Origin of the sequence: Paenibacillus sp. PAMC 26794, assembly GCF_000316035.1 — a bacterium.
Taxonomy (GTDB): Bacteria; Bacillota; Bacilli; order Paenibacillales; family Paenibacillaceae; genus Paenibacillus.
This window is the reverse complement of sequence record NZ_ANHX01000044.1, coordinates 1-16,152: the sequence shown is the minus strand read 5'-3', so window position 1 is coordinate 16,152 and position 16,152 is coordinate 1. Positions and strand designations below refer to the sequence as shown.

11 protein-coding genes are annotated in these 16,152 nt (G+C 48.2%); 5 read left to right on the top strand and 6 right to left on the bottom strand.

What is annotated here, in order from left to right:
• Positions 1 to 124 precede the first annotated feature (124 nt).
• Together D829_RS31325 and D829_RS0117570 are read left to right on the top strand one after the other, a co-directional pair.
• Positions 125 to 3,400 (top strand): glycoside hydrolase family 48 protein, encoded by a 3,276-nt coding sequence (locus D829_RS31325; RefSeq protein WP_017690229.1) that lies wholly within the window; start codon positions 125 to 127, stop codon positions 3,398 to 3,400.
• Positions 3,401 to 3,860: 460 nt separating this feature from the next.
• The gene (locus D829_RS0117570; protein WP_017690228.1) at positions 3,861 to 4,655 is read left to right on the top strand and encodes an SH3 domain-containing C40 family peptidase; all 795 of its coding nucleotides are present in this window, start codon (positions 3,861 to 3,863) and stop codon (positions 4,653 to 4,655) included.
• Between the two features lie 120 nt (positions 4,656 to 4,775).
• Here the strand turns inward: D829_RS0117570 and D829_RS0117565 are convergent, their stop codons facing one another.
• Entirely contained in the window at positions 4,776 to 5,684 is a 909-nt protein-coding gene (locus D829_RS0117565) for an ArsR family transcriptional regulator (protein WP_017690227.1), read from the bottom strand.
• Positions 5,685 to 5,862: 178 nt separating this feature from the next.
• Here D829_RS0117565 and D829_RS0117560 point away from each other — a divergent pair, with 178 nt between their 5' ends.
• Complete coding sequence (locus D829_RS0117560; RefSeq protein WP_017690226.1) at positions 5,863 to 7,368, top strand: alpha-N-arabinofuranosidase; 1,506 nt, start codon at positions 5,863 to 5,865, stop codon at positions 7,366 to 7,368.
• Positions 7,369 to 7,636: 268 nt separating this feature from the next.
• Here D829_RS0117560 and D829_RS0117550 read toward each other — a convergent pair whose 3' ends face one another.
• The gene (locus D829_RS0117550) at positions 7,637 to 8,389 is read right to left on the bottom strand and encodes an MBL fold metallo-hydrolase (protein WP_017690224.1); all 753 of its coding nucleotides are present in this window, start codon (positions 8,387 to 8,389) and stop codon (positions 7,637 to 7,639) included.
• A 131-nt stretch (positions 8,390 to 8,520) separates the two neighbouring features.
• Between D829_RS0117550 and D829_RS0117545 the strand changes: the two genes are divergently transcribed.
• Positions 8,521 to 8,952, top strand: a complete 432-nt coding sequence (locus D829_RS0117545) for an Lrp/AsnC family transcriptional regulator (protein ID WP_017690223.1) — start codon at positions 8,521 to 8,523, stop codon at positions 8,950 to 8,952.
• Positions 8,953 to 8,988: 36 nt separating this feature from the next.
• On the opposite strand, the gene D829_RS0117540 is transcribed toward D829_RS0117545, so the two are convergent.
• The 3 genes from D829_RS0117540 to D829_RS0117530 all read right to left on the bottom strand — a co-directional run bounded on the left by D829_RS0117540 (position 8,989) and on the right by D829_RS0117530 (position 13,146).
• The gene (locus D829_RS0117540; protein ID WP_017690222.1) at positions 8,989 to 9,489 is read right to left on the bottom strand and encodes a hypothetical protein; all 501 of its coding nucleotides are present in this window, start codon (positions 9,487 to 9,489) and stop codon (positions 8,989 to 8,991) included.
• 104 nt (positions 9,490 to 9,593) lie between these two features.
• Complete coding sequence (locus D829_RS0117535; RefSeq protein WP_017690221.1) at positions 9,594 to 11,411, bottom strand: ABC transporter ATP-binding protein; 1,818 nt, start codon at positions 11,409 to 11,411, stop codon at positions 9,594 to 9,596.
• A complete protein-coding gene (locus D829_RS0117530) occupies positions 11,404 to 13,146 on the bottom strand; it encodes an ABC transporter ATP-binding protein (protein ID WP_017690220.1) in 1,743 nt (580 codons plus the stop codon). Before D829_RS0117530 ends, D829_RS0117535 begins: the two co-directional genes overlap by 8 nt.
• A 360-nt stretch (positions 13,147 to 13,506) precedes the next feature.
• Here D829_RS0117530 and D829_RS0117525 point away from each other — a divergent pair, with 360 nt between their 5' ends.
• Entirely contained in the window at positions 13,507 to 14,430 is a 924-nt protein-coding gene (locus D829_RS0117525; RefSeq protein ID WP_017690219.1) for an S-layer homology domain-containing protein, read from the top strand.
• A gap of 413 nt (positions 14,431 to 14,843) precedes the next feature.
• Here D829_RS0117525 and D829_RS0117520 read toward each other — a convergent pair.
• Positions 14,844 to 16,152 (bottom strand): IS4 family transposase (locus tag D829_RS0117520; protein WP_036661412.1); only part of this gene is annotated, 1,309 nt, incomplete at its 5' end.

The window sequence follows — 16,152 nt, the reverse complement described above, 5'->3', positions numbered from 1 at the left end:
CGTAGTTTTCCCTACGCTCCGCTACTCCATTTCTAGCTTCATCCCATCTTCTCGGTACTGAAAACCGCTCTTTTTGAACACGCGCTTATATTCAATTTCCACTATTCCAGGGAGGTATATATTAATGTTGAAATCAGCTGCGAAAAAAAGTTTAACAGCCATGCTGGCGGGAACCGTCATGTTGACCGGATACACCGGACTCTGGGCGGGGCCGCAAACAGCACATGCCGCAGATCAGGCCATCGAGATTCAGGCAGATGGCATCAATGAAGCCCGGTTTTTGCAATTGTATGATCAGTTGAAAGATCCGGCGAACGGATATTTTTCTCCAGAGGGTCTACCGTATCATTCCATTGAGACCCTGCTGAGTGAGGCTCCGGATTATGGTCATATGACGACGTCCGAGGCATACAGTTACTGGCTGTGGTTGGAAACCATGTATGGTCACTACACGGGAGATTGGTCCCAATTGGAAGCAGCTTGGGACAGTATGGAAAAATACATTATCCCGGTCAACGAAGGTGACGGCAAGGAAGAGCAGCCTACGATGAGCTCGTACAATCCGAACAGCCCTGCTACGTATGCAGCGGAAAAACCTTTTCCTGATCAATATCCATCGCCACTTAATGGTCAATATGCAGCGGGTAAAGACCCGATTGATGCCGAACTTAAGGCGACCTATGGTAACAATCAGACCTATCTCATGCACTGGCTGGTCGATGTGGATGACTGGTATGGATATGGCAACCTGTTGAATCCATCACATACGGCTACCTATGTGAACACGTTCCAGCGTGGGGAGCAGGAGTCTGTGTGGGAAGCCATTCCGCATCCATCCCAGGATGATAAATCTTTTGGTAAGGCAAACGAAGGCTTCATGAGCTTGTTCACAAAGGAAAATCAGGTACCGTCAGCCCAATGGCGTTACACAAACGCAACGGATGCCGATGCGCGTGCTGTACAGGTGCTGTATTGGGCGAAGGAGATGGGATACAACAATCCGGAATATCTGGATAAAGCGAAGAAGATGGGGGACTATCTGCGCTATGGTATGTATGATAAATACTTCCAGAAAATTGGAAGTGCAAAAAGTGGTACACCAACTCCGGGTACAGGCAAGGATTCCAACATGTATCTCATGGCTTGGTATACGTCTTGGGGCGGTGGTTTGGGTCAAGGTGGGGATTGGGCTTGGCGCATTGGAGCGAGCCATACCCACCAGGCTTATCAAAACCCGGTTGCAGCGTATGCCTTGTCTGACCCGGCTGGCGGCTTGATTCCGAAATCAGCAACAGCGAAGGCAGATTGGAATGCTACGCTGAAACGTCAGTTGGAATTCTACACTTGGTTACAATCCCATGAAGGAGCTATCGGCGGGGGAGCAACGAACAGTCTGGATGGTTCATACAAAGCCTATCCGGCAGGCGTAAGTACATTCTATGACATGGCTTATCAGGAGGCACCTGTATATCGTGATCCGGATTCCAACACCTGGTTTGGATTCCAGGCATGGCCGCTGGAGCGTGTAGCCGAGATGTACTATATTCTTGCGGAGAGCGGTGATTTGACCTCTGAGAACTTCCAGATGGCCAAAAAAGTAATTACGAAGTGGATCGACTGGAGTAAGGATTATGTATTTGTAGGTGAGCGTCCGGTGACGGATGCGCAAGGCTATTATCTGAATGCGGCTGGACAGCGCATTTTGGGTGGAACTAATGTTCAGGTAGCGACAACGCCGGCTCCGGGAGAGTTCTGGATTCCGGGTGGTCAGGAATGGCAGGGTCAACCGGACAAATGGAATGGATTCAGTTCGTTTACGGAAAATCCGAACTTCCGTGTAACGACCAAAGATCCAGTGCAGGACACAGGAGTTCTGGGAAGTTACGTTAAAGCTCTGACCTTCTTCGCAGCGGGAACACAGGCAGAGAACGGCACACTTAACGCGGAAGGCCAAGAAGCCAAGGACTTGGCCGAGGCTCTGCTGGATACAGCTTGGGATTACAATGATGGTGTGGGGATCGTTACGGAAGAAGAACGTAAAGACTACTTCCGCTTCTTCGCGAAAGAGATCTATATCCCGGCGAACTGGTCTGGAACCTTTGGTCAAGGCAACACGATTCCAGGTACAGCAGGTGTACCTTCCGATCCTGCGAAAGGTGGCAATGGCGTATACATTGGATACTCCGACCTGCGTCCAGCTATCAAGCAAGATCCGGCATGGGCTTATCTGGATAATCTGTACAAAACGTCGTATAATCCGACAACGAAAACATGGGAAAATGGTGCACCTACCTTTACGTATCACCGTTTCTGGTCACAGGTGGATATGGCTACAGCGTATGGCGAGTATGATCGTCTCCTTGGAGATACCGATAGTCCGGAAGTGGAAGTACCCGCTGCTCCTGCTGGGGTAACAGCAACCGGAGCAAGCCAGCAAGTTGTTCTGAATTGGAACGCAGCCGCTGGTGCAGCCTCGTATAACGTGAAACGTGCAGAAGTGAACGGAGGTCCTTATACGCCTGTAGCGACAGGAGTCACAGGATCGACATTCACGGACACGGGTTTGACCAACGGTAAAACGTATTATTATGTCATCACTGCGGTGAATGCCGTAGGTGAGTCTGCACCGTCGACACAGGCATCTGCAACACCACTCGCAGGAACCGTTGTGCCCGGCGTATTCAACCTTACTGGAACGGCTGGCGATGCCCAGGCGGCACTGACATGGACCGCATCAACTGGAGCAGCAAGTTATAAGGTACAACGTTCGGTAGGCACCGGGGCATATGCTGATCTGGCAACAGGTTTGACCGCACTCACGTATACCGACGCTACAGCGGTGAATGGTACAGCTTATAATTATAGAGTCGTAGCCATTAATACGAGTGGTCAGACGAATTCGAATGTATTGGTGTTGACACCATTAGCACCTCCAGTCACAACGGGAACGCTTGAAGTACAATACCGTAATGGTAGTTCAGGAGCTTCGGTCAATGCGATTACTCCACAATTTAATGTGAAGAATACAGGTACAACTGCTGTCGACTTGAGCAAAGTGAAGGTCCGGTATTATTTCACCAAGGATAGTGCCGCAGATCTGAGTTTCTGGTGTGATTATGCGCAGATTGGCAGTGGTAACGTGGAAGGGCATTTTGTTTCGATAGATCCGGCCAAGGGCACGGCAGATACGTATCTGGAGATTGGATTCAAATCGGGTGCCGGCAGTTTGGCGGCGGGTGCGGAAACCGGAATCATCCAGGGACGTTTCTCGAAAAACAACTGGACGAATTTTGATCAAACGAATGATTATTCCTTTGATTCCACCCAAACGGCCTTCAGTGCCTGGACAAAAGTGACAGCTTATCAGGATGGCGCCAAGGTATGGGGAATTGAACCTTAAATGAGTTGATCGACCAGCTGTAGAGTGATGTTACTAATCATCCAGGTTAAGCCGGGGAGAAATCCCTGGCTTTTCTTTTTTTTTTTAAAACAAAAATGTAAATTCGGGGAACGGTAATCGGCAAATGAATCATAGTAATGTTTACCATATTTGCGATTTTAAACATTAAAATCTAGGTCATATGGCATATGCCCTGAATGAGAAACGACCTAGCTCTTGTATCGCGGAAAAATCAAGCATATCAAATAGTTACAATAATTTAACCTTTCAAAAAGAAGGGATCAACAGTGAATTTTTCCAGCAGATCATGGACAGACCCTGATACTTAGTGCTCAAGTTTGCCTATATCAATACAGGACTTTTGACTGATGAACGTTATGGATAGCCCGTTTACAATGGGGCAAGCCCGGGAGAACCAAACCAGGTTAAAATTCTGTAACATCAGGGGGAACTCGACATCATGAACTGGAAAAAAACGATTATTACGGCAAGTGTCACAGCAACGATGCTGATGGGAAGTCTGACGACAGGAGCACTAACGGCACAGGTATCGGCAGCTGCTGTTGACAATTCACAAGTAAAAGTAATTTGGGGCGTAAACCTACGCACAACACCTTCTTCTTCTGCGAAGATTGTTCGCACGGTCGCTAAAGGGGAAACGGTAACGGTGCTTCAGCAATCCGGTTCGGATTGGTATAAGATTAAGGATTCTGCTAACCGGACAGGCTACATATCTTCTTCATCCAAATACACACAAGCGATTAGTGGCGGCACAAGCGGATCGGGTTCAAATAGTGGTACATCGGTAACCGGCAATGCGTCTGTGGAAAAAGTGATTGCAGCGGGAATGAAATATTTGGGAACACCTTATGAGTTCGGAGCCAGTCGTAACAGTACAGCTACTTTTGACTGTTCCAGCTTTGTACGCCAGACCTTCATTGATGCACTGGGCATCAAGCTTCCAGCGGATTCCCGCAAACAGGGAGCCTATGTAAAAGCCAAGGGTACAGTTCAGACGAACTGGAAAAACCTGAAACGCGGCGATCTGATGTATTTCATGTCGTATAAAGGCAGCTCTGCATCATCGTATTCGGGCGTGAATAAATCTACTGCAACCATTACTCATACAGGGATTTACCTGGGCGACGGCAAGGTATTACATACGTATTCCAACGCTGGCGGTGGTGTAACAACTAGTGATATCTCCGGCAAACACTGGGAGTATCGCTTCCTGTTTGGTGGCAGTGCGCTGTAGGTTAGAACAAGAACCTTCTTAAATAATCCACGCATGTTCATATGCATTTAAAACACCTTCCATTCTGCCTTTGACAGGCGAGTGGGAGGTGTTTTGGTGTCATTTATTATTTTGAAGAACTCAATCGTGATAGTACAGTCGGAACAGGATATCCTGATTGTAGTTACCGAATCCCTCACCATATAAGGTAAGCCCGCCCACATGCTGAGCATCTTCCTCCACCGAAAGACGAAGGGTCCATTGGTTGCGTTCGACCGGGATATCTGCGAGTGTAATGTCGGATAGATGTTGTCCATCAATAAACGTACCCTCATTGGTAATTCGCAGTACCTTGAGCATGCCGTATTGATTGACACTGTCACTCCACCATTCCGGGGTGAACATGCCACGTCCGTTGCCTGAATCTCCAGGGCTTGTCCATTCCCCTAATCGGATGCCATTAAGCATGAATGTAATATCCGAGGGCCAATTCGGATTCACCGATGGTGCTTCTGACCCGATCTCGAGGGACAATTCAATGGCATTGATCTGCTGTCCGGATAAAATATAGTTTGGAATTTTATACTCCACAAATCCACGGCCAAACCACAGAATATGCGCATGCATCCGCTCTGGGTCGAGGAAATAACGAGGGTCATCGTACTGTCCAATGACCTGAGTGGATGTAGCCAGACCACATGTCGGATAGACGTCAAAGTGAGTATAGTGTCCCACAGGGACGGAAACCTCATGGAGCTTGCGGGCTGTCCCGCTTTCCTGCGGCATGGAGATGCCAATCCAGTCTACAGCAAGGCTGTTCATTTTATGTGTGCCACCGTCTTTGCGTATCATTTTGGACTGAATAATGCCCACATCCTGAAGTTTGCGGACATGCATGGTCACGATGGCACTACTCAGACCCAGTGAAGCAGCAAGGTCTTTCACATTCATCGGAGTCTCTGCAACAAGGCGGATGATCTGTAGACGGACTTCACTGGCAAGTGCTTCATATAGGGGTAGCCATTCGGCATCGGTATTTGCTCTGATCACAGTTGTTCCTCCATTTTGTCTATATAGAATTAAGTTAAACATAAATTCAGTTAAATAATAACATTTTGCAAAATTCAGGTTGAAATTAAGGCTATAATCGATTTTAATATAAATATGAACGTTGATCCATAGAATATCAATTAATTTTTATATTAATCTTAAGGAGTTGAAATTCATTATGGAAAAAGCAAAAATGACGGTAGATAAAGATTTTACTATTGGTGTAGTGGATAAGCGCTTGTACGGATCATTTATTGAGCATCTGGGACGTGCCGTATATGGCGGGATTTACGAGCCAGGGCATCCATCAGCGAACGAACAGGGTTTCCGCACGGATGTGCTGGAGATGGTTAAGGAGTTGAACGTACCGATTGTACGTTATCCTGGAGGTAATTTTGTATCCGGTTACAATTGGGAAGATTCGGTTGGGCCTGTGTCAGAACGCAAACGCAGACTGGACCTGGCCTGGAGAACGATTGAGACCAATGAATTTGGCTTCAACGAATTCGTGGACTGGGCGAAACAGGCTAATTCTGAAGTCATGATGGCCGTTAATCTGGGAACACGGGGTGCCGATGCAGCACGTAACATTGTAGAGTACAGCAACCATCCAGAAGGTTCTTATTATAGTGATCTTCGCATCAAGCATGGATACAAGCAGCCACATGCGATCAAAACATGGTGTCTGGGCAACGAGATGGATGGCCCTTGGCAGATCGGTCACAAAACGGCAGAAGAGTATGGACGTGCAGCCGTTGAAGCGGCAAAAGTCATGAAGTGGACGGACCCGACGATTGAACTGGTAGTCTGTGGAAGTTCAAACCTGAATATGCCATCGTTCCCGGAATGGGAAGCAACGGTGCTGGATCATACGTATGATCACGTGGAGTATCTGTCCTTGCATCAATACTACGGCAATCAAGAGCAAGATACGCCAACGTTCCTGGCACGCTCGCTTGAAATGGATCGTTTTATCGATACCGTGAAGGCAACTTGTGATTATATCAAAGCGAAGAAACGCAGCAAAAAGACGATGTATCTGTCCTTTGATGAGTGGAATGTATGGTATCATTCCAATGAAAATGATTCGAAGATGGACCCTTGGCAGATTGCCCCGCCACAGCTGGAGGATATCTATAACCACGAGGATGCATTGCTTGTTGGTTGTATGTTGATCAGTATGCTCAAACATGCGGATCGGGTTAAAATGGCCTGTCTGGCACAACTCGTTAACGTGATTGCACCGATTATGACAGATACGGGCGGTGGTTCATGGAGACAGACAATCTTCTATCCATTCATGCATACATCTCTCTTTGGGCGTGGAACAGCATTGGTGCCATTGATCCAGTCTCCGAAATACGATACAAAACAAATCACGGATGTTCCTTATCTGGAAGCTATTGCGGTTCATAACGAAGAGCAGGGTGAAGTGACTGTATTCGCAGTCAACCGTCATCTGGAAGAGTCCCTTCCGCTCGAGGTGGACCTGCGCAGCTTCGGGAAGTGTACCGTGATCGAGCATATCGTGCTGGAAAGTGATGATCTCAGAGCATCTAATACGGCCGCACAACCAAACCGCGTTGCTCCTCATAATCGTGGGGGTGCAGTTGTATCCGATACCCTGATTACAGCGAGTTTGGCGAAAGCATCATGGAACGTGATCCGTTTGAAAGTTCAGTAGGGGATTAGCATAAAGGGATGGGACACGTGAGAGCGCAATGGCAGGCATGATGTCCGAGAAGGAAGCCAGCGGCTCAGCGTGTTCCTTCAATCAAAAAAAGGTGGATAGCGAGTTAATCGCATCCACCTTTTTCGTTGTATTTTATAGGGAAAGGAAAGGCATGGGGGCACGAGCAATGATGTGGCAGACAAGTTAGCATGTAAGTAAGGTAACGGCGTGTGTTGAAAATGAGTGTGAAAGGTTATTTCTCTTCAGCGTTGCTTCCGCTTCAAAACTCAAAACTTTCGCCATCACGTGGAATGAGCACCTGACCATCCATCTGCTCGGATGCCAGATAAGTCGCAAGATCCGTACGAGACATCACACAATGGTTAATCGCATCCATGTGCACAGCGATGACATGAGCAGATGGCGCATGGCGCTTCACGGCGACAACGTCAGGCCCGTCCATCGTAATGGGATCACCCTCCACGAAGCGTGCACCTCCGGCATTCACGACAATGACTTCAGGCGTATATTGGCGGATGGCCTCAGCAGGTTCTTCACACCAGATCGTATCCCCCGCAATATAGGTGACGGGTTCTGCATCTGCTTCAAGTACGAAGCCGGACACCTTGCCCATACGTTCACCGATTTCACCTGTGCCATGATGCCCGGATGTACGGGCGAATCGGACAGAGTGATGCTCATGTTTTTCATCTACAGCTGTTACATTCGTGAATCCGGCACCCAGAAATATATTCTCGTCCCCAGGCTGGCAGATCAGAGGAATGTCTTTGCCAAGTTGTTTCGCCGCTGCTTCATCCCAGTGGTCCAGATGGGTGTGTGTCACAATCAACAGATCCGGATTCAGATAATCGGTTTCGGTTTCGGGCAAACTCACTCTTGGATTACGTAACTCATTGGGTGTGTTCGGGAATGCAGGCATGACTTCGGCGTCCATCAGCATCGGATCAACGAGAATGTTCAGCCCTCCGTATTCCAGCCACAGTGTAGCATTGCGGATCAATTGAATTTTCATTATATTTGCACTCCTTCGGGTTGTTGAATAGTATTACCCTATATGGTATACAACCCGTTTAACGGCGTACATAACATGATGAATGGAATTAGGCCGCGCTAATTTCACCGTGAAAGGATTGCTGAAGCAAGATGAATGAAATCATAGATGACACGGATATACGTATTTTGCAGATCCTGATTCAGGATGCCAAACGTTCTCACAAAGAGATCGGTGAAGAGGTTCATCTCACAGGACAGGCCGTCGGTGCAAGAGTGCGCAAGCTGCAAGATCTGGGTGTAATCGAAGGCTACACGGTAAAATGGAACCTGGAACGCCTTGGCCTCGGCCTACAGGCATTTGTCACGGTTTTCTTGAACTCGGGCGACAGTCATGCCGCCTTTCGTACATTCATTGCTGAACGTGAGGACATCGTTGAAGTCCATCGTGTCAGCGGAGAAGGCTGTTATCTGATGAGAGTGCAGACTGGCACCACAGAGCAGCTTGGCCAACTGCTTGAAGCATTGCTACCTTACGGCAATTACAAAGTCAGCCTGTCCATAGGTGTTGAGAAATCACAGTGATGTGTGGGGAACTTGCCCTCTCATCCATCCCGGTACTCAAAGAGCTTGCTGCTGTTCCTGCAAAGTCTCCTGAAGCAAAGTCACAGCCTGGTTCAGCTCTTTTTTGCTCAGCAGATGATCTGTCTGAATATGAGACCGTGTGCCGTCCTTCAAGTACAGGACAAACATGGGAGAAGCAGACAGGAGCCACTTGCTGCGGGCAGGTGAGGCGAGTTCAACTTTGCGAATCTGGCTCCAAGCAATCTTCCGTTTGCCCGTGCTCAACGCATCATCATCCCAGGATAACAACACGGCAGGGGTTCTGGCTAGTCGTGACACGAACATGAAGAATAGCGGTCCGATCAACCACATACCCAGCACGGCTGCGATGGAATAGTATATCGTCTCCAGTCTTTCGGCTTGTCCGTCTACGATAATCCATAATAAGCTCACGCACAAGAGAAGGAAAAGGAAGCATAGACATCCTTTCCACAGAGCTGTGCTGCGTCGGTAATGAATCTGCTGATGGTCCCGCTTGGGTGTTTCAGGTTGTTGCATAAATGTTCCTCCTAATTAACAATGCTGATCGATATGCCAAACGTGCCGCCTGCATGAGCAGAGCGGCATGTTCAACGTTCTGTATTTACTATAACTCAGGTTCATTACCCTGATATAGCTGAATTTTTACCTGCATCACGCGCATGGGTGTACAATTCTGCATACACGCCTTTGGCTGCGATTAGTTCCTGGTGCGGTCCTTCCTCCACAATCTCCCCATTCTCCATCACCAGAATTCGATCGGCATGCATCACTGTGGACAGGCGATGAGCAATGACAATAGTTGTGCGTCCCTGGGATACTGATTCCAGCGCATGCTGCACGAGCTGCTCCGTGTGTGAGTCCAGATTGGCCGTTGCTTCATCCAGGATGAGCACTCGGGGCTGGAACACCACAATTCGGGCAAATGAAATCAACTGCCTCTCCCCGGCGGATAGTCCGCTTCCGCGTTCGGATAGATGTGTATCATATCCTTGAGGCAAACGTGAAATCATCGCATGTGCTCCGACAAACCGGCAGGCCTTAATCGCCTGCTCTCGCGTAATATCCTCACGAAACATTCTCACATTATCAATAATGGAACCGGAGAACAGGAAGGGTTCCTGTTGAATCAGACCCACGATCCGATGAAGCTTAGCCTGCGGCAGATGCCGGATATCTGTACCGTCAATCTCGATACTGCCCTTGTCTACATCATAGAAGCGATTGAGCAGGGAGATCAGGGTGCTTTTGCCAGCGCCTGTTGTGCCCACGATACCTACCATTTCACCCGGATAGAGGTGCAGGTTCATCTGCTGGATCAAAGGCCGGTCTGCCCGATAACCAAACGACACATCATTAAAATCAATCTGGCCCATCACATTTTGTGGTTCAAGCGAGGAGGCCATCCCGGGTTTGGGATCAGCAACTTCAGGCCGCGTATTCAGAATGTTCCAGATGCGATCCATCGATACGGTCGTGGACTGGAATGTATTCCATTGCATCGTAATCTGGTTAATCGGTTGAAAGAACTGGCGGATATAGCTGATAAACGCATACAATACCCCGACTTGCAGGGACTCACCCAGTACGGCGCGACCTCCAAGCCAGACCATCATGACCAGTGCTGCATTGCCAAGGATATCAAACGTCCGGTTGAATATGACATTGGAGCGGGCTTGAGCAATGTTGGCTTTCAGATGGAGCGCATTCTGTTCCGAGAAACGTTTCTTCTGTTCTTCTTCCTGGTGAAAAGCCTGAATCAAGAACATGCCGGACAAATTCTCTGCCGTAAATGCGATCAAACGGGAAAGCCGGGTACGAGCATTTTGATAAGCTTTCCGCAGTCGACTGCGGAATAATACCGCAACCACCGCAATGACAGGCAGAACGATCAGGGAGTATGTCGCGAGAACAGGATCAAGCTGGAACATAAAGACGATAATGAGCACCAGCATCATGCCATCTCGAATCAGACTGAGCAGTACTTGAGTGAAAAAGCTGCTGATGGTCTCCGTATCACTGGATACGTTTGTGACCAGACTGCCGATATGAAAACGGTCAAAGAAAGACATGGACATTTTGGAGATATGCTTAAACAGGTCTTTTCTGATCCGGGATACAATGTTCTGTCCCACATGCTGCAACAGATTATTCTGGATATAGGTAAAAATAAAACTGATGACAGCCAGCCCGAGAAAGATGGCTGCGAGCTGAACGAGAAAGCCCACACTGGTCTGGCCCACGGCCAGATGATCATCGATGGCGATCTTCACCAGATAGGGTTGCAGCAGATCTGCTGATATGCCAAGCAGTGAGCAGAAGAAGATACCGGCAAATGCCCATTTATGCGGTTTGGCGTATGCCATCATCGCCTTAAACGAAGTTCGTTTACTCTGATCGTCTTCTGCATCTGGGTGAAGTTCAGGGTTAGCGTTAGACATGATGTAATCCCTCCTCCTGCAAACGGTAGGTGGCCGCATATAACCCCTTGGCAGCCATCAACTGCGCATGTGTTCCCTGCTCAGCGACTCGCCCTTCATCCAGAACGATAATATCGTCCGCATGACGGACCGCGCTGATGCGATGAGAGATAATCAATGTAGTCTTGCCCTTGCCGATCTGGCGCAAACTGCGCAGAATACCACTCTCGGTGACGGCATCAACCGCGCTCATGCTGTCATCCAGAATAAGTAACTGTGCTTGTTTGATCAGTCCTCTTGCAAGACTGGTTCGCTGACGCTGTCCACCAGACAAGGTGAGTCCACGTTCGCCAAGCAGTGTATCGAAGCGATCAGGAAAACGGACAATATTGTCGTAGATCATGGCTTGCCGTGCACTATGTTCCACTGTATCCAGCGATACTTCCCGGTCGCTGAATGCGATGTTATCCCGGATGGTGGTACTAAACAGGAATCCATCCTGAGGGACATAGGCGATGCGCGATCTTAGACTTTCCAGCGACAGCTGCCGAATATCGGTACCATTGATGCGAATCGTTCCTTCAGGTGCTTCATATGTACGCAGCAATAGCTTAACGAGGGTACTTTTACCTGAGCCGGTCTTGCCTACAATACCGACCGTTCGCCCGGCACGGATATTGAGTTGAATGTTTTTGAGAGCAGGAGATGAACTGCCAGGATAGGAGAAGGTTAGATTCTCCATGGTGATATTTTGTACGGTTTGGAGCGCTGTGGCTTCAGGAATTTCACGCACATCCGCTACTTCGCTGAGCAGGTCATTCACCCGCTCCAGTGAAGCGCCTGAGCGCTGAACAGTATTAATAACATTGCCGATCTGTTGAAGCGGCCCCATGATCATGCGCAGATATAAGGTTAAGGCGACAAAACTCCCGAGTGTAATAGAATTCTGCATGGTCATAATACCTCCGACAAGCAGAGAAACGACCAATGAGATAGCTCCCAGCAGTGGTAGCAAGGCTTGAAACAACGAAGACAGACGAACCAGACGAAGCTGTTTGCTCTTGATTGCATCGACGGTAGTTCCAAAGCGTGCACGAGCACTGTCTTCGATGGCAAATGTCTTGGTTACGCGAATGCCGCCCAGCTGCTCTTCCGCCGATTCCGTCATGGTTGCAAGAGCTTCCTGCACGTCGCGAGAGCGCTTGCGAATCCGCGGACCAAAAAACACAACCAGAAATGGAATCGCCAGCAAAGGAACAACACTGATTAAAATGAGCGTCAACGGAATCCCGCTAAGCAGCATCATGACAATGCAGGACAACAGCAGGAAGGTGGCATTGGTCATGAGCGTCACGCCATTGGATATCGCTTCACGTACGGAAGTAACGTCATTCATGACATAACTGAGCAGTTTTCCGTTCCCCTGTTTGGAGAAATAATGTTCGCTAAGTTCAGAAAACTTACTGAATATACGCTCACGCGTCATGAATTCGAAGCGTCGACCCAGCTTCATAATCATGAATTGCCCGGTACCGAACAGCAGATTATACCCGATGGAAATAGCCAGAAGGGACAGGCTGTACCTTACGACCGTCTGCATCTGAAGCGTGTTCTGCATCAACTGATCCGTGAAGCTGCCGAGTATGCGGGGCAAGGATGCCTGCCCGACATTGGAGGCAATAATTAGAAGAACAGCAACCAGATAGACAGGCCAGTTCGACACAACATAACCGCGAAGTAATCCTTTCTTGGACATAAGCGTTGTTCTCCTTTTGGTATAGGTGAAGTCAGTTCAGCAGGTGGAGTCAAGAAAAGGGCCGACACCTGTTATTAGCGCGTCGTGCCCTCTTACTGTATGCGATCCGGTTCGCTGTTTATCCGTCATCCGATAGATTTCTCTATTCTTATTTTTGCGCTAATCCGATGGGATGTCAACGAAGCCAGTTAGCAAAAGCTGGTGGCTTGGACTAGTGAACGCGGAGAAGGGTTCTATGCCGTGTTCTCGTGTTGTATTCACCAGATGTCGAAATTACTGAAACATTTTCTACGGATACCCCGTCTGTAGGAATGAAGAGGTAAAAAATAGGCTTTACTAATCATATGGAGGTGCCAGGAAATGAAACATAAAAAAGGATTGGTTGCAACGCTTGCGCTCTGCGTTTCTTTGACAGCAGGAGGTGCATCGGTATTTGCTTTCACAGATGTGAAGGATGAAGGTCAGAAGTCGGTTGTGGATTCATTGAAATCAAAAGGCATTGTTAACGGAGTAACGGCGGATCTGTTCCGTCCAGATCTTGCATTGTCCGAGCCACAGGGTGTTCAACTGATTGTGAATGCATTTGGTCTGAAAAATGAATTTGCGGAAGCATCCGCTCAGAATAAAATCAGTCCGGACACTTGGTATGCTGACGCTGTTCAAGCCGCTACTCAGAATGGACTGTCCATTCCGGTTGAAGTGAACCCGCAGGGCAAGATGACGCGTGAACTGTTTGTCACTTTGCTACATGAAGGGATTAACACAACCGGGAATTATCCGGTAATCCTACGGTATAATGATATTAAGGACGAAAATAAAATCGGTAAGGACGCCAAATCTGCGGTCCAGAACTTACTGAACATGAACATCATTGAACTGGATAAGGACGGGAATTTCCGTCCAGATCAGTCGCTTACCCGTATGGAGGCTGCAAGCATGATCTTCAATGCACTTGAATATGTGGATAAACACGGCAATGGCGGCTCGACAGAGCCAGCTCCAACCAATCCTGGTGAAGGCCAACAAGCGATTGTACCTGAAGTAACAACGACGAAGGTTGATGACAAAACAACCAAAGTTAAACTCAGTGCTGAAATGCCGCACCCTGGTTATGGATTGAAGATTGATGATGTGAAATTGGAGAAGGATGGACGCGCGATCGTGCTCTATTCCATTATTCAACCTGATCCAGACATGATGTATCCGATGGTTATCACAAATGTGACTGCAGAAACGGATATCCCAACAGGGTATACAGCAGAAGCTCAACCTTCTGGTAAGTAAACTATTCTTTGAGATATCGAACTTGCGCTAAGCACAACGTCAATGAACAGAATATAGCTTAACTTAAAAACTCACCCTTCATGCGTGCATGGAGGGTGAGTTTTTAAGTTGCTGGAGAGGCGACACCAATCACCAGCATTCAACTAATGCAAGGTGAGATACGCTAACGAACTCAGCGCACCTTATTTGGACGTTTATAGTGGTTATGCAATTCTAACGAACTTGAGACGCGTTATTCCCGCAAATAAGACTGGAAACAACAGAGAAAGCATCTAAAAGGCAGGAATAACGCGTCTACGATCTAAGCTTGACCCACAACGAAGGGAATAATTTACAGTAAATAAAGATAGTTATCCAAGATGGTACGGAAGGCCTGGAGGCCCCTCCAAAGAACCTTCGCTCCTGGATCGCCATCACTTTTGCGTCCCAAAAAAGCCACCGAGTTTGGCGAGTGCGATCACACTTTCTCGCAGGGTAGGTGGTTTGGACGGGAGTGTTTTCGTTTTGTTGGCCACACGGTAAAGAACCTTCCATTCCTCGTCACCCATGAACGAAGTACATGGAGCGTCAGGCTTTTGCCGAACGAGATAGGTCATCTGTTGGAGTTGTACAGCGATTATGGAATAGAACAGGATGAGTTTACGCAATCGTTCACCGTCACGCTCCTGTAATTTTTCGATCTCGCAACCACTTTTTAAAATGTAATGGAACCGCTCAATTTTCCAACGTTGGACGTACCATGCCACTTTTTCACGAGCATCGTCTACCGTAGCCACGGTAAGATTCGTGAGCAGAAACCATTCAATCGGTGTTTCGCCTTCCAGCGGTGTGGTTTCCAACGCATGAATCAGGGTGCAGGGAAGAGGCGAATACGCAGCCCCTTTTTGTTTCAGGTGTGCCGGTACATGTACCGTATCCGTCAGAAAACGAATCTCCAGCGTCGTATCCCGAGCGGCTTCACTACTTCGCGTATCTCGCGGGAGGGAAACGGTAATCTGCCCGGAGGAAGGCTGTTTACGCACTTCGTCCTGCATGAAAAGTCCTTCTGCTTCGGTGATCCGATTTTGCATGGATCTTACGACATAGGACTGTTCATCAACATGCAAGTGGTATAAAAATTCAAAGAAATCGGCTTCCCGGTCCCCTATGTGAATGAGCTTCATATCTGCTGGGAGGCCGAGCACACTGGCTTTTGCGGCCTCAGTCCACTTGTAGCTTTCCTTCTGTTCGTAAGGGCGGCTGACCTTCCGTTCCGCTTTGAGCGCCAGATCCCGTGCCCAAATTTTTTGATGTAAGAGGCCAAGCGGGAGGCCGGACGGGGTAAGCACCAATGCGGAATGCGCAAGCAAGCCTTTGGTTTGCTTGCGATTGTAGGCGCCAAGTCCTGGCGTTTTTTCTCGATTACCGTATTTAATTTCAGTGGTATCCTGGACGCACAAAAACACGGACTCTTCCGTTTGTTTCATCTGACGTAGCGTCTCTGTCCGATACGATTCCAGCACGTTTTCCTCGGTCAACTGCGGATTCTGTAATAAACGGTAGATGGCTTTCGCTTCCGCTGCATTCTTACTGGCTTCAGCAATGGATGCCTCTGGATGACTAAACAACGTCTGCATCGTTCGGATGAACCGATTTAACGTTCTTCCACATCGGATGCGCATATTTCGAAAGAATTGAAAATTTGGTTGGAGTAAAGAGGAAGTTAATCGTGTTGTGGACATG